General features: G+C 39.6%; 18 protein-coding genes and 1 pseudogene. 18 read left to right on the forward strand and 1 reads right to left on the reverse strand.

Going from position 1 to position 21,868, the window contains the following annotated elements; translation table 11 throughout:
• Positions 1-51: 51 nt before the first annotated feature.
• The 10 genes and pseudogenes from rpmD to rplQ all read left to right on the forward strand — a co-directional run.
• Complete coding sequence (gene rpmD / locus Q0058_RS07850; RefSeq protein ID WP_121312865.1) at positions 52-234, forward strand: 50S ribosomal protein L30; 183 nt, start codon at positions 52-54, stop codon at positions 232-234.
• Positions 235-246: 12 nt separating this feature from the next.
• Positions 247-699, forward strand: coding sequence for a 50S ribosomal protein L15 (rplO, locus tag Q0058_RS07855; RefSeq protein WP_298222615.1), 453 nt, complete (start codon positions 247-249; stop codon positions 697-699).
• 13 nt (positions 700-712) lie between these two features.
• Positions 713-2,056, forward strand: a complete 1,344-nt coding sequence (gene secY, locus Q0058_RS07860) for a preprotein translocase subunit SecY (RefSeq protein ID WP_298222617.1) — start codon at positions 713-715, stop codon at positions 2,054-2,056.
• A 4-nt stretch (positions 2,057-2,060) separates the two neighbouring features.
• Positions 2,061-2,276, forward strand: a complete 216-nt coding sequence (gene infA, locus Q0058_RS07865) for a translation initiation factor IF-1 (RefSeq protein ID WP_007136545.1) — start codon at positions 2,061-2,063, stop codon at positions 2,274-2,276.
• Positions 2,277-2,345: 69 nt separating this feature from the next.
• On the forward strand, positions 2,346-2,462 hold the full coding sequence (gene ykgO, locus Q0058_RS07870) for a type B 50S ribosomal protein L36 (protein ID WP_073370549.1): 117 nt from the start codon (positions 2,346-2,348) through the stop codon (positions 2,460-2,462).
• Between the two features lie 2 nt (positions 2,463-2,464).
• Positions 2,465-2,839 (forward strand): 30S ribosomal protein S13, encoded by a 375-nt coding sequence (rpsM, locus tag Q0058_RS07875; protein ID WP_298222625.1) that lies wholly within the window; start codon positions 2,465-2,467, stop codon positions 2,837-2,839.
• 8 nt (positions 2,840-2,847) lie between these two features.
• Positions 2,848-3,231, forward strand: a complete 384-nt coding sequence (gene rpsK / locus Q0058_RS07880; RefSeq protein WP_298222627.1) for a 30S ribosomal protein S11 — start codon at positions 2,848-2,850, stop codon at positions 3,229-3,231.
• Positions 3,232-3,321: 90 nt separating this feature from the next.
• Complete coding sequence (gene rpsD, locus Q0058_RS07885; RefSeq protein WP_298222629.1) at positions 3,322-3,927, forward strand: 30S ribosomal protein S4; 606 nt, start codon at positions 3,322-3,324, stop codon at positions 3,925-3,927.
• 20 nt (positions 3,928-3,947) lie between these two features.
• Positions 3,948-4,940: a DNA-directed RNA polymerase subunit alpha gene (locus Q0058_RS07890; protein WP_298222631.1), complete on the forward strand. Its 993-nt coding sequence runs from the start codon at positions 3,948-3,950 to the stop codon at positions 4,938-4,940.
• Positions 4,941-5,001: 61 nt separating this feature from the next.
• A pseudogene (rplQ, locus tag Q0058_RS07895) lies at positions 5,002-5,424 on the forward strand (50S ribosomal protein L17); the annotation flags it as partial.
• A gap of 255 nt (positions 5,425-5,679) precedes the next feature.
• On the opposite strand, the gene Q0058_RS07900 reads toward rplQ, so the two are convergent.
• Positions 5,680-7,011: a T9SS type A sorting domain-containing protein gene (locus tag Q0058_RS07900; protein WP_298222635.1), complete on the reverse strand. Its 1,332-nt coding sequence runs from the start codon at positions 7,009-7,011 to the stop codon at positions 5,680-5,682.
• Positions 7,012-7,159: 148 nt separating this feature from the next.
• Here Q0058_RS07900 and carA point away from each other — a divergent pair, with 148 nt between their 5' ends.
• The 8 genes from carA to Q0058_RS07940 all read left to right on the forward strand — a co-directional run bounded on the left by carA (position 7,160) and on the right by Q0058_RS07940 (position 21,838).
• The gene (carA, locus tag Q0058_RS07905; RefSeq protein ID WP_298222638.1) at positions 7,160-8,269 is read left to right on the forward strand and encodes a glutamine-hydrolyzing carbamoyl-phosphate synthase small subunit; all 1,110 of its coding nucleotides are present in this window, start codon (positions 7,160-7,162) and stop codon (positions 8,267-8,269) included.
• Positions 8,270-8,390: 121 nt separating this feature from the next.
• Positions 8,391-9,677, forward strand: coding sequence for a phosphopyruvate hydratase (gene eno, locus Q0058_RS07910; RefSeq protein ID WP_298222641.1), 1,287 nt, complete (start codon positions 8,391-8,393; stop codon positions 9,675-9,677).
• Positions 9,678-9,804: 127 nt separating this feature from the next.
• A complete protein-coding gene (locus tag Q0058_RS07915) occupies positions 9,805-12,009 on the forward strand; it encodes a T9SS type A sorting domain-containing protein (RefSeq protein ID WP_298222643.1) in 2,205 nt (734 codons plus the stop codon).
• 192 nt (positions 12,010-12,201) lie between these two features.
• Positions 12,202-14,142, forward strand: coding sequence for a tetratricopeptide repeat protein (locus Q0058_RS07920; protein ID WP_298222645.1), 1,941 nt, complete (start codon positions 12,202-12,204; stop codon positions 14,140-14,142).
• Between the two features lie 17 nt (positions 14,143-14,159).
• Positions 14,160-14,921, forward strand: a complete 762-nt coding sequence (locus tag Q0058_RS07925; protein ID WP_298222647.1) for a LytTR family DNA-binding domain-containing protein — start codon at positions 14,160-14,162, stop codon at positions 14,919-14,921.
• Between the two features lie 12 nt (positions 14,922-14,933).
• Positions 14,934-18,875 (forward strand): leucine-rich repeat domain-containing protein, encoded by a 3,942-nt coding sequence (locus Q0058_RS07930; RefSeq protein ID WP_298222649.1) that lies wholly within the window; start codon positions 14,934-14,936, stop codon positions 18,873-18,875.
• A 196-nt stretch (positions 18,876-19,071) separates the two neighbouring features.
• The gene (locus tag Q0058_RS07935; protein ID WP_298222651.1) at positions 19,072-21,075 is read left to right on the forward strand and encodes a tetratricopeptide repeat protein; all 2,004 of its coding nucleotides are present in this window, start codon (positions 19,072-19,074) and stop codon (positions 21,073-21,075) included.
• 1 nt (position 21,076) lies between these two features.
• Positions 21,077-21,838: a LytTR family DNA-binding domain-containing protein gene (locus Q0058_RS07940; RefSeq protein ID WP_298222653.1), complete on the forward strand. Its 762-nt coding sequence runs from the start codon at positions 21,077-21,079 to the stop codon at positions 21,836-21,838.
• Positions 21,839-21,868 lie beyond the last annotated feature (30 nt).

The raw sequence follows: 21,868 nt of genomic DNA on the forward strand, positions 1-21,868 counted from the left end.
CAAAGAGGCGTTTCTTTAGAGAAAGTTTTTAAAGGTTAATTCAAGGAAATTATGGCTAAATTATTAGTAAAACAAGTTAGAAGTAAAATCAACTGTCCTCTTACACAAAAAAGAGGTTTGGAAGCTTTAGGTCTACGTAAAATGGGCCAAGTTGTAGAGCACGATTCTAATCCTGCGATCCTTGGAATGATAAATAAAGTTAAACACTTAGTTTCCGTTGAGGAAGTTAAATAACACTATACAGTTATGAATTTAAGTAACTTACAACCTGCTGAAGGTTCTACGCACAATCAGAATAAAAGATTAGGTCGTGGAGAAGGTTCTGGAAAAGGTGGTACCGCTGCAAGAGGTCACAAAGGAGCCAAATCGCGTTCTGGTTATTCTAAAAAGATTGGTTTTGAAGGAGGTCAGATGCCACTTCAAAGACGTGTACCTAAGTTTGGTTTCACCAACATCAATCGTAAAGAATACGAAGGTGTAAATTTAGATACTTTGCAAGCTTTAGTTGATAATGGAATTGTTACTGATGCTGTTGACATGACAGTCTATGTAACCAACCGTTTGGCTACCAAAAATGAAATCGTTAAGATTTTAGGTAGAGGCGAACTAAAAGCGAAATTGAAAGTATCTGCTCACAAATTTACTGCAACTGCAAAAGCCGCTATCGAAGCTGCCGGAGGAGAAGCTGTAACCCTATAATTTTTCTATTACGATGAAGAAATTTTTTGAATCATTAGCCAATGTTTGGAAAATCGAGGAACTGAAAAACAGAATCTTGCTTACGTTAGGTTTGCTTTTAGTTTATCGTTTCGGAGCACACGTGACTCTTCCAGGTATTGATGCTACACAGTTACACAGTTTAGCAGGCCAGACTAAAAATGGTATTGGTTCAATTCTCGATATGTTTACAGGAGGTGCTTTCTCGAAAGCTTCTGTATTTGCACTTGGGATCATGCCTTACATTTCGGCGTCTATTGTGGTTCAGTTGATGGGAATTGCGATTCCTTATCTTCAGAAATTGCAGAAAGACGGCGAAAGCGGCAGAAAAAAAATCAACCAGATTACACGTTGGTTGACGATCCTGATTACCTTGGTACAAGGTCCTGGTTATATCTATAACCTTTACAGAACTTTGCCAGGTAGCGCATTCATGTTAGGATTTGATTCGTTCAGTTTCTTATTCTCCTCAGTTTTGATTTTGACTACAGGAACCATCTTTGCGATGTGGCTTGGGGAAAAGATTACCGACAAAGGAATCGGAAACGGAATCTCATTATTGATCATGGTCGGGATTCTTGCAAGATTGCCACAGGCTTTCATTCAGGAATTTACTTCTACAATTACAAATAACAACGGAGGCCCAATGCTATTGGTTATCGAAGTGATTATTTGGTTATTGGTAATTATCGCTTGTGTACTTTTAGTCATGGCGGTGAGAAGAATACCGGTACAATATGCACGTCGTACGACCACCGGTGATTTTGAACAAGATATGATGGGCGGTAACAGACAATGGATTCCTTTGAAATTAAATGCATCTGGTGTTATGCCAATCATTTTTGCTCAGGCCATTATGTTTATACCGGCAGCATTGGCAGGGTTGTCTCAATCTGAAACTTCTCAGTCTATTGCTGGTGCCTTCAGTAATATGTTTGGATTCTGGTATAATTTCGTATTTGCATCGTTGATCGTTGTGTTTACGTTCTTTTATACTGCGATTACGGTTCCAACCAACAAGATGGCGGATGATTTGAAACGAAGCGGCGGATTCATTCCAGGTATCAGACCCGGAGTTGAAACTTCTGACTACTTAGATCACATCATGTCATTGATCACATTCCCTGGCTCATTATTCCTTGCCTTGATTGCTGTGTTCCCAGCCATTGTAGTAAGTTTTGGTGTGCAACAATCTTGGGCGATGTTCTTTGGAGGAACTTCTTTAATCATTATGGTTGGTGTGGCGATCGATACGATCCAACAGATCAATTCATACTTATTGAACAAACATTACGACGGTTTGATGAAAAGCGGTAAAAACAGAAAAGCGGTAGCTTAATTTTATGGCAAAACAATCAGCAATAGAACAAGACGGATCCATCATCGAAGCCCTTTCGAATGCGATGTTCCGTGTAGAATTAGAAAACGGACACATAGTAATTGCCCACATTTCCGGAAAGATGCGCATGCATTACATCAAATTATTACCTGGTGATAAAGTGAAACTGGAAATGAGCCCTTACGATTTGTCAAAAGCAAGAATTACTTATAGATATTAAAAGGCTGTAGGCTGTAGGCTGTAGGCAATAAGCTTAAAGCATAAAGCATAAAGCATAAAGCAATTTACAATGAAAGTAAGAGCATCAGTTAAAAAAAGAAGTGCCGAGTGCAAGATTGTACGCAGAAAAGGCAGATTATACGTAATCAACAAAAAGAATCCTAGATTTAAACAAAGACAAGGATAGTTATGGCAAGAATAGCAGGGGTAGACATCCCGAAAAACAAAAGAGGAGTTATCGCTTTGACCTACATCTTCGGAGTAGGCAGAAGTCGTGCAAGCGAAGTATTGGCAAAAGCTAATGTAAGCGAAGACATTAAAGTTCAAGATTGGAATGATGACCAGATTGGAGCAATTCGTGAGGCCGTTTCATTTTACAAAATTGAAGGTGAACTACGTTCTGAAGTTTCCTTAAACATCAAACGTCTTATGGACATCGGATGTTACAGAGGAATCCGTCACAGATCTGGTCTTCCGTTAAGAGGACAAAGAACTAAAAACAACTCCAGAACGAGAAAAGGTAAAAGAAAAACTGTTGCGAACAAGAAAAAAGCAACTAAATAATAAGTAATATGGCTAAAGCAACAACAAAAAAACGTAAAGTTATCGTTGAATCAACGGGTGAAGCTCATATTAGTGCCACTTTCAACAACATCATTATTTCATTAACCAACAAAAAAGGTGAAGTGATCTCTTGGTCTTCAGCTGGGAAAATGGGTTTCAGAGGTTCTAAAAAGAACACTCCGTACGCAGCCCAAATGGCCGCAGAAGATTGTAGTAAAGTAGCGATGGAAGCTGGACTTAAAAAAGTGAAAGTCTATGTAAAAGGACCAGGAAACGGACGTGAGTCTGCGATTCGTTCTTTGCATAACAGTGGGGTAGAAGTAACTGAGATCATCGACGTTACACCAATGCCGCACAACGGATGTCGTCCTCCTAAAAGACGTAGAGTTTAATTACTCAAAATTTATAGTATAACCTAGACAGGAACACGATTATCGAAGGATAAGACCTGAATTCATAATCGCTGTCTTAAACAATTAAAAATGGCAAGATATACTGGTCCAAGTACAAGAATCGCCCGTAAATTCGGCGAAGCAATCTTCGGAGAAGACAAAGCCTTCGAAAAAAGAAATTACCCGCCGGGACAACACGGAATGGCGAAAAAAAGAGGTAAAAAATCGGAATATGCTGTCCAATTAATGGAAAAGCAAAAAGCGAAGTACACCTACGGAATCCTTGAAAAACAATTCAGAGGCCTTTTCGAAAAAGCATCTGCAGCTCGTGGAGTTACAGGTGAAGTTTTAATCCAACTTTGTGAAGCAAGACTTGACAACGTAGTGTACAGAATGGGTATTGCTCCTTCTCGTCGTGCTGCCCGTCAAATCGTTTCTCACAGACATATTACCGTAAATGGAGAATTGGTAAACATTCCATCCTACCATTTAAAAGCTGGCGATAAAGTAGCCGTTCGTGAAAAATCAAAATCAGTAGAAGCTATCGAGCGTTCTTTGGCGAACTCCTCTCATGTATATGAGTGGATCACTTGGAACAACGATACGAAAGAAGGTGTTTTTGTTTCGGTTCCTGCAAGATTGCAGATTCCGGAAAATATCAAAGAGCAGTTAATCGTCGAATTGTACAACAAATAATAATTGACTTAGTCGAAATTATGGCAATATTTAATTTTCAGAAGCCCGATAAAGTTATCATGATCGATTCTACCGATTTCGAAGGGAAATTTGAATTTCGTCCTTTGGAACCAGGTTACGGATTGACCGTTGGTAATGCACTTAGAAGAGTGATGCTTTCCGCTTTAGAAGGATATGCAATCACCTCTGTCAGAATTGAAGGTGTAGACCACGAATTTTCTACTATCTCAGGAGTTGTTGAAGACGTTACCGAAATCATCCTTAATTTGAAACAAGTGCGTTTCAAACGTCAGATTGAAGACGTAGATAACGAATCTGTGACCATTTCTGTAACAGGGAAAGACCAACTTACTGCGGGTGATTTTCAAAAATTCATTTCAGGTTTCCAAGTGCTGAACCCAGAATTGGTGATCTGTAACTTAGATAGCAAAATCAAGCTTAATTTCGAACTAACGATCGAAAAAGGGCGCGGTTATGTTCCTGCAGAAGAAAACAAAAAACAGAATGCGGCGATCGGAACCATTTTCACTGACTCTATTTTTACGCCTGTAAAGAACGTAAAATACGCGATTGAAAATTTCCGTGTGGAGCAAAAAACAGATTACGAAAAACTGATTTTCGAAATCAAGACTGACGGTTCCATCAATCCAAAAGATGCGTTGACCGAAGCAGCCAAAGTTTTAATCCACCACTTCATGTTGTTTTCTGACGAAAGAATCACTTTAGAAGCTGACGAAATTGCACAAACGGAGTCTTACGACGAAGAATCATTGCACATGCGTCAGTTGCTTAAAACCAAATTAGTCGATATGGACCTTTCAGTCCGTGCGCTAAACTGTTTGAAAGCTGCAGAAGTAGATACTTTAGGAGACTTAGTGTCTTTCAACAAAAACGACTTGATGAAGTTCCGTAACTTCGGTAAAAAATCTTTGACAGAATTAGACGAATTGGTCGCTGTGAAGAATCTTACCTTCGGAATGGACTTAGCCAAATACAAATTAGATAAAGAATAAATGACTTCATATTTTGCTCTCCAAAGCGGATTGAGCAAGATGAAGTTTTAAAAAACACGTCATGAGACACGGAAAAAAATTCAATCACTTAAGCAGACAGAAAGGTCACAGAGCAGCAATGCTTGCTAATATGGCTTGTTCTCTAATCGAGCACAAACGTATCAACACCACTGTTGCTAAAGCCAAAGCGTTAAAACAATTCGTTGAACCGCTTATTACAAAATCAAAAGAAGATACAACCCACAACCGTCGTATCTGTTTTTCTTACTTGCGTAGCAAATATGCCGTAACTGACTTGTTCAGAGACGTCGCTGCTAAAGTAGGCGATCGTCCGGGTGGTTACACACGTATCATCAAAGTGGGGAATCGTTTGGGAGATAACGCTGATATGGCGATGATCGAGCTTGTAGATTTCAACGAACTATACAACGGTGGTAAAAAAGAAGAGAAAAAAGCAAAAAGCCGTCGTGGTGGAAAAGCTAAAGGCGCTACTACAGCTCCAGCTGCTGCTCCTAAAGCCGCTCCGGTTGCTGAAGCTCCAGAAGCAAAAGTGGAAGAGCCAATCGTTGAAGAAGCGGTGGTGGAAACTCCAGTAGCTGAAGTTGAAACTCCAGAAGCGGAAGCTCCAGAAGCACCAGCCGCTGAGGATAACACCGAAGAAAAAGCCGAATAATGAATTTCATCATTCAATACAAATCAAGGATAAACTTTTAAAGTTTGTCCTTTTTTTTTGCTATAATTATTCCTTTATGAATCGCGTGTTGAAATTGCCCTTGTCAGTTGATAGCTTTGCTAAATAATAGCCTGGTTCTATGTTTGAAACATCAACGATTGACGTTTCAGATACTAAAATTATTTGCCCCAGCAAATTATAAATGCTTACATTCCTTATGACAGCGTCAACTTCTATGGTTAGAATGTTTTTGGCAGGATTCGGATACACTTTTATTTTGTTCGTTGGAATGGTTACTTCTGTAACCGATAAATTACAGTCGGAAGTAATGACGCAGTTGGGATTGCTAATACGGCTGTCGATCGCCCATAATTGGAATTCATCCGCACAAACATAATTAATGTTATTGTTGTGGTTTGCATTTAGACTTTCATTAGCGCCATTTTTTATATATAAAGAAGATAGTTGGTAATTGTTTTGACACCCTAAAAACACTAAATTCGGGGTTTCGCTTGCGTTCAATGTTGTGAGTTGATTATATCTACATTCCAACATCTGTAAATTATTTAAACCACCCAAATTTAAGACATTGAGTTGATTATAAGTGCAATCTAAATACAACAAATTACTCAAACCGCTTGCATTTAATGTAGTCAGATCATTGTTATTACAATATAACGCTTGTAAGTTTAAACTACTAGCTATGTTTAATGTGGTGAGATGGTTGTAACCACAATGCATAGTTTGTAAATTACTCAAACCACTTGCATTTAACGTATTGATATTATTGTCTTCACAATTTAATTCTTGTAAACTGCCTAAGTTTTGTAAATCTATTTCAGTGAGTAGGTTATAGCGACAATCAAGAAATTGTAAATTGCTCAACGCTACGGTGTTTAATGTAGAGAGTTGGTTATTACTGCAAATTAGATTTTTTAAATTATTCAAACCACTTAATCCTAAAATAGTAATTTGATTATTCCCACAATTTAAACTTTGCAAATTACTTAAACCAGTTACTTCTAACATGGTAAGTTGGTTATTTATACAGTTTAGATCTAGTAAATTATTCAAGCTATTTACATCTAATGCATTGATTTGGTTGTTCTCACAATTTAAAAATTGTAAATTAATAAAGCTTTCGATACCAACTAAAGATGAAATATAAGCATCTGATATATTTAGAGCACTTACATTGGCTGCTTCATTTATTTGTATTTCTTGATCACTATTATTATCAATTTTAAAATAATTTCCGTTTAAATCTTTTGCTATTTCGTTACTCGGATCTGAAGATAATAGTTTGTTCTTAAAATTGGCATCAGGTATATTTACAATTTGTGCATTCAAATTCCACACAAAAGCAATGCTCAAAAATAATATGTAGTTTTTTTTCATAACGTTAAAGTATAAATAAATAATCGATTTGTCAATTATCTAATGAAATTAGTCTTTGTGGGCTAAATAATATTTGAAAAGATTTCATAAATCAATCTACAATTTTAAGTTCTAAAAGTTTAAATTTGCGCCACACAACTACTGCAAAATGAACTACACAACAAGACAACCCGCCATCCTCTTACTCAACGACGGCACCATTTTCCACGGCAAATCTATCGGAATCTCCGGAACCACGTTTGGAGAAGTCTGCTTCAACACCGGAATGACCGGCTATCAGGAAATCTTCACTGATCCTTCTTATTTCGGACAAATCATGGTCGCCACGAATCCGCACATCGGAAACTACGGCGTCAACGAAAACGAAGTTGAATCTGATTCCATCAAAATCTCGGGCTTGGTCTGCAAGAATTTCAGCTTCAATTATTCCAGAGAAAATGCGTCTGAAAGCCTCGAAGATTATTTCAAAAAGCAAAACCTAATCTGCATTTCCGACGTCGATACGCGTGCGCTCGTGAGTTACATCCGTGACAACGGCGCCATGAATGCTGTCATTTGCACCGACGGAACTTCCATTGAAGATTTAAAAATCCAACTCGCTCAAGTGCCTGATATGAAAGGTTTGGAACTCGCATCCAAAGTCTCCACCAAAGAACCTTATTTTTTTGGCAACGAAACTGCCAAATACAAAATCTCAGCTTTAGATTTAGGCATCAAAACCAACATCCTGCGCAACCTTGCCAAACGCGACTGTTACATCAAAGTGTTTCCTTACGACGCGACTTTCAAGGATTTGGCAGAATTCAATCCCGATGGTTATTTCCTTTCTAACGGCCCCGGCGATCCGGATCCATTGTTCGGGGCGATTCAGGTCGCGAAGGATATTTTAGAAAATAACAAACCCTTATTCGGAATTTGTCTCGGCCATCAAGTGATTGCGTTGGCGAACGGAATTCCAACCTATAAAATGTTCAACGGACACCGCGGTATCAACCATCCCGTGAAAAACATCATCACCGGAAAAGGCGAAATCACATCTCAAAATCACGGATTCGCCGTTAACAAAGAAGCGCTGGAACAGCATCCGGAAATGGAAATCACACACTTACATCTCAACGACCATACAGTAGCCGGAATGCGTCTCAAAAACAAAAATTGCTTCTCGGTGCAATACCATCCCGAAGCGAGTCCGGGCCCGCACGATTCTTCGTATCTGTTCGATCAATTCATAGAAAATATTGAATCCCAAAAGAACTAAATCGTTATCGTTGATAACATTCATTATAAAAAAAGAAACATGATTGAAGATTAAATATCTTTGTAAACAAGTGTTAAAACTTCCATTCAAAATTTATAATTCAACATTTAAAATAACAGACATGAGCATTATTATCAAAATCCACGCAAGACAAATTTTTGACTCCAGAGGAAATCCTACGATTGAAGTGGATGTAGTTACCGAAAACGGAGTTCTCGGAAGAGCCGCAGTACCATCAGGAGCTTCGACCGGAGAACACGAAGCCGTAGAATTGCGTGATGGCGGAAAAGCTTATCTTGGCAAAGGTGTGCTCAAAGCCGTTGAAAATGTCAATACCAAAATAGCCGAAGAATTGCTCGGCACTTCTGTTTTCGAACAAAATCATATCGATCAAAGAATGATCGAATTAGACGGCACAGCCAACAAATCTAATCTTGGCGCCAATGCCATTCTAGGCGTTTCTTTAGCCGTTGCCAAAGCAGCCGCAAATGAATTGGGCATGCCTTTATACCGATACGTCGGTGGGGTTTCTGCCAATACGCTTCCGGTTCCGATGATGAATATCATCAACGGTGGTTCGCATTCCGATGCGCCGATTGCGTTTCAGGAATTTATGATCATGCCTGTAAAAGCGACTTCTTTCTCACAAGCTTTGCAAATGGGAACGGAGATTTTCCACCACCTCAAAAAAGTATTGCACGACCGTCATTTATCGACAGCCGTTGGTGATGAAGGTGGATTCGCTCCAAATCTCGCTGGCGGAACAGAAGATGCTCTGGATACGATCAAAAAAGCCGTAGAAAATGCAGGTTACAAATTCGGAGATGAGATCATGATCGCCTTGGATTGTGCTGCGTCTGAATTTTATGTGAACGGAAAATACGACTACACTAAATTCGAAGGCGAAACCGGAAAAATCAGAACTTCTAAAGAACAAGCGGAATATCTTGCCGAACTCGCTGCGAACTATCCAATCATTTCTATTGAAGACGGTATGCAGGAAGACGATTGGGAAGGTTGGAAATACTTAACCGAACTCATCGGAAGTAAAACCCAATTGGTCGGCGACGATTTGTTCGTAACGAATGTGGAACGTTTATCCACAGGTATCGAAAAAGGAATTGCAAATTCTATTCTTGTAAAAGTAAACCAAATCGGAACTTTAACCGAAACGATTGCCGCGGTAAACATGGCGAAAAACGCGGGCTACACTTCTGTAATGTCGCACCGTTCGGGTGAAACTGAAGACAATACGATTGCGGATTTAGCGGTGGCATTAAACTGCGGTCAAATTAAAACGGGTTCGGCATCACGTTCGGATCGTATGGCAAAATACAATCAGTTGCTACGCATCGAGGAAGAATTGGGCGACACTGCGTATTTCCCGGGATTGAAAGCGTTTAAGTAAGATTATATCAAAATAAATTATAAACACCTGATTCAGCTAAAATGAGTCAGGTTTTTTTATATCCTATGCTCAAATGTTTTTAGTACTTTTATAAATCCAATTTTTAAACGTTTAATATTCAGAGATTTTGAAAAAACTATACTACCCTTTAATATTTTTTACAATATGCATTCAGGCACAAATTGTCAATATTCCTGATGCGAATTTTAAGCAGATTTTGGTTTCGGCTAATTATGATAATCAAATTGCATCAGCCAACGAAGGCGGTGCCTACATGACTATTGACAGTAATAATGATGGGGAAATTCAAGTGGATGAGGCACTAATGGTAAGAGGTCTGAATCTTGAAGGTTACAATATCAGTAATCTCACCGGTATAGAATACTTTACGAACCTTATCAACTTAAGCTGTAAACATAATAACCTGACACAACTTGACCTTTCGACGCTCGACCATCTGAGCGGACTAAGCTGTTCTTACAACCAACTTACAAGTCTTGTCTTACCTCATTGGGTATGGTATTTATATTGCGATCATAATCAATTAACCAGTTTGGATTTGACGAATTCTCCCCATGTTATCAATTTTGATTGCAGTGACAATACACTTACTTCTCTGACTTTTGCACCAGATAATTTTTACTTGATGCATATCTTTTGCGACAATAACCAATTGACTACATTGAATACGGACGAATTGCATAAATTATATACAGTAAGATGCCGCAACAATGCGATTACGTCTTTGGATTTTCAGTACAATCCACATTTTTGGGCTTTACTATGTAATGACAACAACCTAAATTTTGTCAATCTAAAAAATGGAACCAATATGATTGATGGGAATTTAAGCAATTCTTTCTATAATAATCCGAACTTGAGAAGTATATGTGTCGACGAAACCGAAGAAGATACCATTCTGGCTTTGTTAGCCCAAAGCAATATGCAGAACGTTTCGGTAAGTACTTATTGCTCGCTTTCGCCTGGGGGTAGTTACAACACCATTGTCGGATCAGTACGTTTTGATGCCAATGAAGATGGATGTAGTCTAAGCGACCCTGCTCTTCAAAATATGAAGATCGATATTAATGATGGTGTTTCGGCTGGTGCTGCATTTACTTCATTAAATGGCGTCTATACTTTCTATGTTCAGCAGCCTAATCTTACGCTTACTCCCGTTTTTGAAAATTCACTTTATTTTACAGTTGATCCAAGCAGTGCGACAGTAGATTTCCAATCAAACAATAATAGCATGCAGATCCGAGATTTCTGTGTTAAACCTAATGGTTTTCATCCCGATATAGAAGTGATCATAGCGCCCTTAACCAACGCACGACCGGGTTTTGACGCCCAGTATAAAATTACCTACAAAAATAAAGGTAATTATGCTTACACGGAAGGCGTTGTAGGTTTGCAGTTCGATGATGCTGTTTTAGATTTTGTATCGGCTTCTGAAAACCCATTGACACAAGCTTCGGGTCAAATTAATTGGAATTTCATCAATCTGATGCCTTTCGAATCCAGAAGTATTGAAGTCACTTTGAATGTCAATGGACCGATGGAAACGCCAGCTGTGAATAATGGAGATTCTTTGAATTATATAGTATCATCATATCCGTCAGAAGTCGATGAAACGCCACAAGACAATACTTTCGCCTACCATCAAACTGTAGTAGGTTCTTTCGATCCAAACGACAAAACCTGTCTTGAAGGCAATGTGATCAGCCCCGAAAAGATTGGAGATTACCTGCATTACAGCATCAACTTTGAAAATACAGGAACGGCAACAGCAGAAAAAATCGTAGTGAAAGATAGCATCAACACGACAAAATTTGATATTAGTACTTTACAAGTTTTAAGCACTTCGCATCCGGCAGTCACAAAAATTACAGGAAACAAAGTGGAGTTTATGTTTGACAATATCAATCTGGCCCCGACCTTTCATGGCAATGTCGTTTTTAAAATCAAAACCAAAACCGGTCTTACAATTGGCAGTAACGTTTCGAACCAAGCGCAAATTTATTTCGATTATAACTTCCCGGTGGCAACCAATACGGCGACTTCTACATTCCAACTGTTAAAGACAACAACTTTCGATGCGGATCATGCTATTGCGGTTTACCCAAATCCAACGAAATATCAAGTTTCTGTTAGTGCCGATAATACTATAAAATCAATACAGCTTTTTGATGCGCAAGGAAGAATCATCAATTCTCGTTTGGTCAATGATTCAAAAACAAATCTCGATATCAGCACGTATGTTAAAGGAATTTACTTCCTCAAAGTGCTTACAGACAAAGGAAGCAAAGTCGAGAAAATTATTAAAGAATAATTCTGGCTTCGCCCTATTTTACAAGCCTTTCAGTTCCTTAAAAACGAGTTGAAAGGTTTTTTTATATAAGCCTGTAAAAGGAATAATAGGTGAAAACGCCCAGTTACTAAGTCAAACGCAGCTATTACTAAATGGCTTCATTTTTTACAATGATGTTCGACTATATTTGAATTGAAATTAAATCGGACTGTTGTGAAAAATACAAACTACTTATCGCTTCTTATTTTGCTTACAGGCATGAGCGTGTTTGCACAAACCTCTTCCACGGCGGTTGATAGTTTGAAACGCGTGCTTTCGGTAGTCAAAATTGATACGGCCAAAGTCAATGTCCTGAATTCGATTGCCGACAAATACAAAGAATCCAATCCGGATTCTACGGCTTCGTATGCTTTGAAAGCTGCGGCTTTATCACAAAAACTCGATTACGATTTCGGGCTGGCCAATGCGCTTGTCAATTCTGGAAATTCCAATATCATTTTAGGTAATTATCGCAAAGCCAACGAATATTTCGCAAAAGCCCAAGCCGTTTTTGAAACTTTATTAAATGCCAATACGGAAATCGAAACCAAGCGCATCCAAAACGGTTTGGCAAGGGCTTTTGCAAGCCAAGGCATCGTGTTTTCGCAGGAAAGCAATTATTATATGGCGCTCGAAATGTATCAGAAAGCTTTGAAAATCTACCTCGATATAGGGCAGAAGATCAATATTTCTAAAGCGTACAACAATATCGGTATCGTTTATAAATCCCAGCAAAACAATGCGAAGGCACTTGAATATTTTAAGAAGGCGTTCAAGTTGCAAGAAGAAATAGGCGAGCAGACCGCAGCGGTGACGCTGACCAATATCGGTGTGATTTATGCCGAGCAAGGCAACAAAACCCAAGCGTTTCAGTATTATCAAAAAGCCGAAAGGCTGTTCCAAAAAATGGACAACAAACGCGGTTTTGCTTTGCTGAACAACTACTTTGGCGATTATTACAAAGCACAAAAAGACTACACCAAAGCCACACAATATTACACCACGGCTTTGTCGATGTATGAGGAAATGCAGAGCAAATTCGGCGCATCCTTAGCGTTATACAATCTCGGGCAACTCCATCGCGACCTCAAAAAATACGATGAGGCGCTTGTCTTTGCGAACAAATCTTTAGAATATGCCAAAGCAATCGGCATTTTAGATCAGACTTACCATTCTGAAAAATTACTTAGTGAATTGTACGGTGATCAAAACAACCTCGAATTGTCGTTTTTCCATTACAAGAATTACATCGCGGCGCGCGACAGCATTACGAACCAGGAAAACAACAAAAAAATCCTGCGCTCGGAAATGGAATCGGAGTACAAAAGAAAAACTGCCGTCCTTTCGGAGCGTGCCAAACGAAATACGCAGTTTACGATCTTCTCGATCATCGGTGTCTTATTGTTGGCCGGATTGATTTTCGTGACTTACAATCGCCGACAAATCAAACGCCGGTTGACGTTGCAGAAAGAAGTGGCCGAATACGAACAGAAAGCTTTGCATTTGCAGATGAATCCGCATTTTGTGTTCAATTGTCTTGGATCGATTTCGAGTTTTATTGTGCAGAACGGAACGGATTCGGCTTTGAAATATTTGTCGAAGTTTTCAAAATTGATGCGGCTTACCCTTGAATATTCGAAAGGTTCTTTGATTCCGATTGATAAGGAAATCGAGAGCTTACAGAATTACCTCGAATTGGAGCAGTTGCGGTTTCACAATAAGTTTACGTTTGAAATCCACTCCAGTGATAAAGTCGAATTCAATATGGGCATTCCGCCACTTTTGATTCAGCCTTTCGTAGAAAATGCGATCCTGCATGGTTTGGTTCCCAAAGAAGGCAACGGAACAATCGAAGTCCATTTCGATGTGCAGAACGGACAATTCATCTGCAGCATTTCAGACGACGGCATCGGACTCTCAAAATCGAAACATCTGAAAGAAGATTCGGTGACGGCGCACAAATCGATGGCGCTTGAAATCACCAAAAAAAGGCTCGAAATTATGGAAGCCACGACCTTGAAATCAGCACAGATTGACATTAAGGAACTGACGAGCAACAATGAAGTCACAGGAACAAAAGTGATTTTAAGATTACCTATCCAATACATACAATAAAAACAAACCATAAAAATATGATCACAGCCATACTCATAGACGACGACAAACATTTACGCGAAGGCCTTAAAGCACTGCTCGCGCGCTACACCAATGACATCAACATCATCGGGGAAGCCGAAAGCGTGAAGACCGGAATCATCGCAATTGAAAAGTTGCAACCACAGGTGATTTTTCTCGACATTCATTTGAGTGACGGAACCGGTTTCGATATTCTCGAACGTCTGAAAAAAACCAATGGAAAAATCGCCTCGCACATCGTTTTTATTACCGCGCACGAAAAATATGCGGTGAAAGCGTTTAAGTTCAGCGCGCTCGATTTTATCCTCAAACCCATCGATCCTGAGGAATTGCAGGATACGATGATGAAGATCAAAGCCATTTCATCGTCTACCAAATCGTTCGATCATATCGATTTGTTGCTCGAGAACATTCGCAGGAAAGTCGATAATTTCAAACGCATCGCGCTGTCGACCAGCGACGGCATCCATCTTTTTGACGTGGCCGACATCATCCGACTGGAAGCCAAAGGGAATTATACCGAGTTTTTCATTAAGAACCATAAACCGGTACTGATTTCGAAAACGCTCAAAGAATATGAGGAAATGCTGACCGAGCATGGGTTTGAACGCATTCACCAATCGCATCTGATCAATCTGTCGTTTCTGAAATCGTACATCAAGACCGATGGCGGTTATGTGATTATGGCCGACAACACCAACATTCCGATTGCGCAGAGTAAAAGGGAAAAATTGCAGGAACTGATTAAGGCACTTTAAAAAACAGAACTCATGAACACACTATACAACACCGACAATATGAAAAAAACGCTATGGTTACTGCTGATGTTTACCGGGATGGTAAATGCGCAACCTGTTATCAACACGCCGACACCGTATCAAGTTTGCGATGACAATACCAATGGTATTGCGGCTTTTGATATTAATGTTAAAACGCCTACCATCATCACTCAAGCGGGTACTTTGGTTTCTTATCATAGAACCTCAGAAGACGCTCAAGCAGGAATTAATTCCATTGATTTAGCGGAGCCGTTTACCAATACCACGCCTTTCAATCAGACTATTTACATCAGGGCGTGGGACGTTGCTGACCCGGGCCTTCCTTCGTTTACTACTTTAAGTTTGATTGTCAGTCAAAAGCCTTCGGTTAGTATGTTCAATAACACAAATTGTGTAGGATTTGATATTACGGTGACAACAACAGCAAGTCCTCCAGGTTTGTACAACTATTTCTATACAACACCTGTTGGGTTTACGAATCCTGGTAGTGTAACTTCTTTTAATACAAATGTTGAAGGTTATTACAGCGTGATCGCTACAGATGCTGCATCGGGTTGCGTCTCCAGTCAAGCAGCAGTGTATGTTTCTTTTATTCCAAGTCCAGTAGTGACCGTAAATGCCACTTCTATTTGTGATGGCAATCCGGCAATCGTATCCACTTCGGTAAGTTCAGGTAATTCGCTTACTTATGTTTGGACAAATTTTCCAGCGGCCGCCATAGATCCTGGTAATGTTGGCAGTTTTTCAACTTTGGCTGCAGGCAGCTACTCTGTTGTTGCTATTGATGGCGGCACCGGATGCACCTCCAATACAGTTTCTGTAGAGGTGTTCAATCAAACTAGTGTAACACCTACATTTTCAATCCCGCCTTCGGTTTGTGCTGGTTTTGAATTGCCCACCACTTCCGATGATGGATTTGCAGGAACTTGGTCACCAACTTTAGACACCACGGGAACTTATATTTTCACTCCATCAGTCGGACAATGTGCCAGTACTTATTCGACATTGATTACGGTGATCAGTGGCATCAATGCCAATCAGGCGCCAGACTTGGTTCAGAATAGTGCGACTAACAATGCTGTTTTCGATTTGACGAGCCAAAATAGTATTATCAACAGTGATACGAATGTACAATTTACCTTCTTTGCGAGTCTGGCAGAGGCCGAAAGTAATAGTAATCCGATCGGAAATCCGACCACTTACGTCAATACCAGCAGTCCGCAAACCATCGGAATTAGGGTTTTCGACCCAGCCTCACCCAATTGTGCCAATATCACAAGTTTTAAATTGATCATCAATAATCCGAATAACGTATATATTCCTGATGCCAATTTCAAAGCTAGAATAATTGCCTTCGGAGTAGATACTAATTTCGACAATGAAATTCAAGTTACAGAAGCTGCTGCCTATAGCGGTGAGTTGAATGTCAGTTATGCGCTTATCGCTAATTTGACCGGAATTGAAGCGTTTACCAACCTTACTGTTTTGAGATGCAATAATAATAATTTGAGCAGCTTTAGTGTTAATGGTTTGACTTCCTTGACTTATCTGGACTGTTCTTACAACCAGTTGACTACACTAAATTTAGTAAATTTTCCAAACCTGAAATTTCTTTATTGTTCCAACAACTTGTTGACTGCTCTTGATATTACGGCTTTCCCTCAATTGGAAGAACTGAACTGTTCTTTAAATCAGCTGACATCACTCAATGTTGCTCCTTTATCGATTTTAAAGAAATTAGTTTGCAATTTTAATTCAATTCATACTTTAAGTTTAAATGACTTGCCCAATTTTGAGTATCTTGAATATGAATACAACCAAAGTACATCGATTACTTTTTCTAACGTGCCTAACATGAAATACTTAGATTGCTCTTTAAATTTTTACATCACGAATTTAGATTTAAGCGCGTTGCCTTTGCTAGAACACCTGGATTGTAGATATAATTCGTTGTCAGCATTGAATATGACCGGTTTGTCGAGTTTGAATTATCTTGATTGCAGTGTAAATCAATTTACTACGATAGATATTTCTGGATTAAATAATTTAGCGACCTTTTATGCTTACAATAATTATTTCGCCACAATAGATTTAACCAACCATCCAAGTTTATTGTCTGTTAGTATTGATAACAATCAATTAACCACTTTAGATTTTACGGGTTCCAATAATGTGACCAGTATTAGTTGTAATAACAACCTTTTAACCAGCCTGAACATCAGCGGATTGATCAGTCTAAACAGTTTATACTGTCAATACAATCAATTGTCAGCCATTGATTTTACAGGATTAAAGGGTCTTACTTACTTACTATGCGATCATAATTTATTGACGAGTTTGGATTTTTCTACAGCCATTAACTTACGGGCTTTGAGCTGTTCTTACAACAATTTGAGCAGTATCAATATCAAAAACGGGAATCCTTACATTGATACCAACAGCTATTATAACTGGAGCCAAAATCCGATTTTGACTTTTATCTGTACTGATGAAGCAAAATTAACCGCTATTGGTCTGATTTTAAGTCAAAGTACGAATGTCAATAATGGGAATGTCGTATTCAATACTTATTGTTCGTTCGTTCCCGGTGGCTATTACAATTCGATCACAGGACAAATTAAACTGGATGCCAACAACAACGGTTGCGACTCCAATGATTTGCCAAAACAATTTATAAAAGTAAAAATCAACGACGGCGGAAATCAAGGTGCGACATTCACTGATGCTGAAGGAAATTATAACTTCTATACGACGGCAGGAAATTTGAACATCACACCTGAAACTGAAAATCCTACGTGGTTTAACTTTTCGCCACCCATCGCGACGTTTTCTTTTCCGAGTATTGATCAAAGTATCAATACACAAAACTTCTGCATCGTGCCGAACGGCAGCCATCAGGATTTAGAAGTGGTCATCGAACCGATTGATATAGCCATACCGGGCGATAATGCCACTTATAAAATGGTATACCGAAACAAAGGAAACCTGACAGTTTCGGGCAACGTAACTTTCAATTATGACGATGCGCTTTTGGATTTCGTGTCAGCAACCCTGGCGCCCAATGCTCAAAATACAGGCGTTTTAAACTGGAATTATACCGATTTATTACCTTTTGAAAGCAGAAGTTTTTATGTCACGCTGCATGTGAATTCGCCAGCCGCAAGCGTTGGGACTATTTTAGATTTCAGTGCTTCACTAAATCCGGTAGCGATTGATGAAAATCCGGCCGACAATCAGTTTACTTACCACGAAACCGTTGCGGCTTTGGTTGACCCGAATTCGATTACTTGTATTGAGGGAACGGCAGTCGCTCCAGTTGAAATTGGAAACTACTTACATTATGTGGTGAATTTTGAGAATACAGGAACTTATCTTGCCCAGAATGTCGTGATCAGAATCGAAATTGATACTACAAAATATGATATCAACAGCGTACAATTGTTAAGCGCTTCGCATCATTGCTATACGCGAATTGCGGGCAATATTGTAGAATTTATTTTTGAAGGAATTGATCTTGACGCCAAAAGTGGCAATCCGCCCGTAGGAGGTCATGGCGATATTTTATTCAAAATTAGGACTAATAATGATTTGGTCGTCAATAATGTCGTGTCGAAAGTAGCCAATATTTATTTTGATTACAGCCTTCCGGTAACAACCAATACAGCAGAAACCGTTTTCGCCACATTAAGCAACGCCGGATTTGATTTGGATCAGAGCATCAGCGTGTATCCGAATCCGACAACTTCTAAAATCAATATTCAGGCGGATACCGATATCCAAATGGTTTCTTTGTATGATGTTCAGGGTCGCGTACTGCAAACGGTTTTAGGCAATCAGAAAGTATTAGACACCGTCAGCCAATCCAACGGAATCTACTTCCTCAAAATCACTACTGAAAAAGGAAGCAAAGTAGTGAAGGTCGTGAAGCAATAAGATTTTTTAGTTAGTTATTTTGAAACCTTTCAGGTCGTTTTGATCTGAAAGGTTTTTTGCTTTTTCTAAGTTTGTAGTTGCAATATTTAATATTCTCGGTCAAATCATACCTATACTCATCAAAATCTATGATATCTTCATTGGCCTTATATTAAGTAATTGGAAGTATTACATTTGCTTATCAATCATTAGCAAAATGAAAACACCCATCCTTTTATATTTATGCTGGAGCTTTTTCTCGTTAGCGCAGGCACAAAACAAAAGCGCCGACAGTTTGTTGGTGGTTTTGCAGCGTTCTAAAAACGACCTTGATAAAGCACAGACTTTAAACGCACTAGCCGATGCGTATAAAACCAGCAATCCGAAACTGATGGCTGATTATGCTTCAAAAGCATTAACCTTGTCTCAAAAAATTCAATACAAAGTTGAAGAAGGCTATGCGCAGTTGAATTTAGGAAACGCCAGCATCATCCTCGGGAATTACGCGGAAGCCTTAAATCATTTTTCTGAAGCCCAGCATCTTTTTGAAAACGAACCTCAAACCGATTCCAAAAATAATCGGGTCATCCAAAAAGGACTCGCCAAATCCTACGGCAGTATCGGGATTGTTTTCGCGGAGCAAAGCAATTATGCCAAGGCGTTGTTATACCATTTAAAATCAGTCAAGATTTACGAAAGCATTCACGACGACAAAAAATGTGCGCAGGTATATAATAATATCGGTGTGGCATACCAATCACAAGAACAGATTTTTAAAGCGTTGGAGTATTTCATCAAGGCGCAGAAAATACAGGAGAAAGTTAACGATACACAGGTTGGTATTACGCTGACCAACATTGCCAATTGCTATCTGAAGCAGAAAAATTACGACAAAGCGTTTGAGTATTATACGAAAGCAAAATCCAGCATTGACCGCAATCCGGGCGCCCGTGCCCTTGGCGAATGGTATAACAATATGGGATTGTATTATGCAACAACCAAAAATCCCGCAAAAGCCATTGAAAGCTGGAATGCCGCGATTCAGCAATTTGCCGAAATTGAAGACAAATTCGGAGTGGCCGATACTTATATTTACTTAGGACAATTGTATCTCGACCAAAAAAATCCGGCGGCTGCATTATCCAACACCAATAAAGCGTTGCAACTGGCTAAAGAAATTGGGGTTTTAGAACAGATTGTGGTCGCTGAAAAATTGCTTAGTGCGATTTACGATCAGCAAAGCAATACGGCGCAATCGCTGTTGCATTTCAAATTATACAGCCAAGCCAAAGACAGTCTGACCAATGCAGAAACCATCCGCAAAAGTGTGGAATCGGCAATGAATTTCGAATTCGAAAAACGCGAAGTGATTCAGAAAGAAGAATTGCAGAAGAAAGAATTGCTGCTGCAGGAGCAAGCCAAACAGAACAAACTGCAGTTGTTGTTCGCCGGTTTGTTTGCGCTGATGCTCGCCGGAATTGGGTTTTTGTTCTTCAACAGAATGCAGCTTAAGAAAACACTGACGCTTCAGAAAGAACTCGCGGAATACGAACAAAAAGCGTTGCACTTGCAGATGAATCCGCATTTTGTGTTCAATTGTCTGGGTTCGATATCGAGTTTTATTGTGCAGAACGGAACGCATTCGGCGGTAAAATATTTGGCGAAGTTCTCGAAATTGATGCGACTCACGCTTGAATATTCGAAACAATCGTTAATCCCAATCGATAAAGAAATCCAAAGCCTGGAAAATTACCTGGAGCTCGAGCAATTGCGGTTCAACCACAAATTCCTTTTCACCATTACCAAAGACAAAGCGATTGAAGATGACATTGCGTTGCCTCCGCTGTTGTTGCAGCCTTTTGTAGAAAACGCCATCATTCACGGAGTCATTCCAAGCAAAGAAACGGGAACAATCTCGATTGCGTTTTTCATCGAGCAGCAACATTTGGTTTGCATCATCAAAGACACGGGAATCGGTTACACCGCATCGAGAGCCATCAAAGAAAAATCGGTGACCGTACACCAATCCATGGCACTCGATATTACTAAAAAACGTTTGCAGATGATTGCCACATCGACTTCCAAAAAAGCGGAAGTATCGATTGAAGATATGACGTTTGAGAAAGACGGAACCAAAGGCACCAAAGTTACTTTATACCTGCCTTTGCAATACATTTCAAAACAAAACCAAAACCGACAACTGATCACAGATACTTTATAAGATGATTACAGCGATATTAATAGACGACGACAGTAACCTAAGGAACGGCATGCGCGAATTGCTCGCCTTTTACGCCCCGGATATCCGCATCATCGGGGAAGCGGAAGACGTGGAAACCGGTGTGGCCGCGATGTATAAACTCAAACCACAAGTGGTGTTTCTCGATATTCAGCTCAATGACGGAACGGGTTTCGATGTACTCGAACAACTTGCCCAGAAAAATGGCAAAACGACTTCGCACATTGTGTTTATCACGGCGCATGAAGAATACGCGATCAAGGCTTTCCGTTTTAGCGCACTCGATTTTCTGTTGAAGCCCGTAGATCCGGACGAACTCGAAATGGTCGTCGGGAAAATCAGAACGGTACTCGAAAAAAACAACAGCTACGCACACATCGATTTGCTGCTCGAGAACATCCGCAAGAAAGTCGATAATTTCAAACGCATTGCGCTGACCACAGCCGACGGCATTCATCTTTTTGAAGTCAGCGATATCATCCGGTGCGAGAGCGAAGACAATTACACGACGTTCTACATCAAGAACAGCAAGCCGATCATCATCTCAAAAACACTCAAGGAATACGAAGATTTACTTTCGGAATACGGATTTGAACGCATTCATCAGTCGCATCTGATCAATCTGGCTTATCTGAAATCGTATGTCAAAAAAGAAGGTGGTTATATCGTGATGGCCGACAATGCGCAGCTGCCGATTTCGGCTCGCAAAAAGGAAAGGTTGCAGGAATTGATTAAAGCACTATAAAAGAATAACAATCAAACAGAACAAACATAA

Source organism: Flavobacterium sp., assembly GCF_027484705.1.
GTDB lineage: Bacteria > Bacteroidota > Bacteroidia > Flavobacteriales > Flavobacteriaceae > Flavobacterium.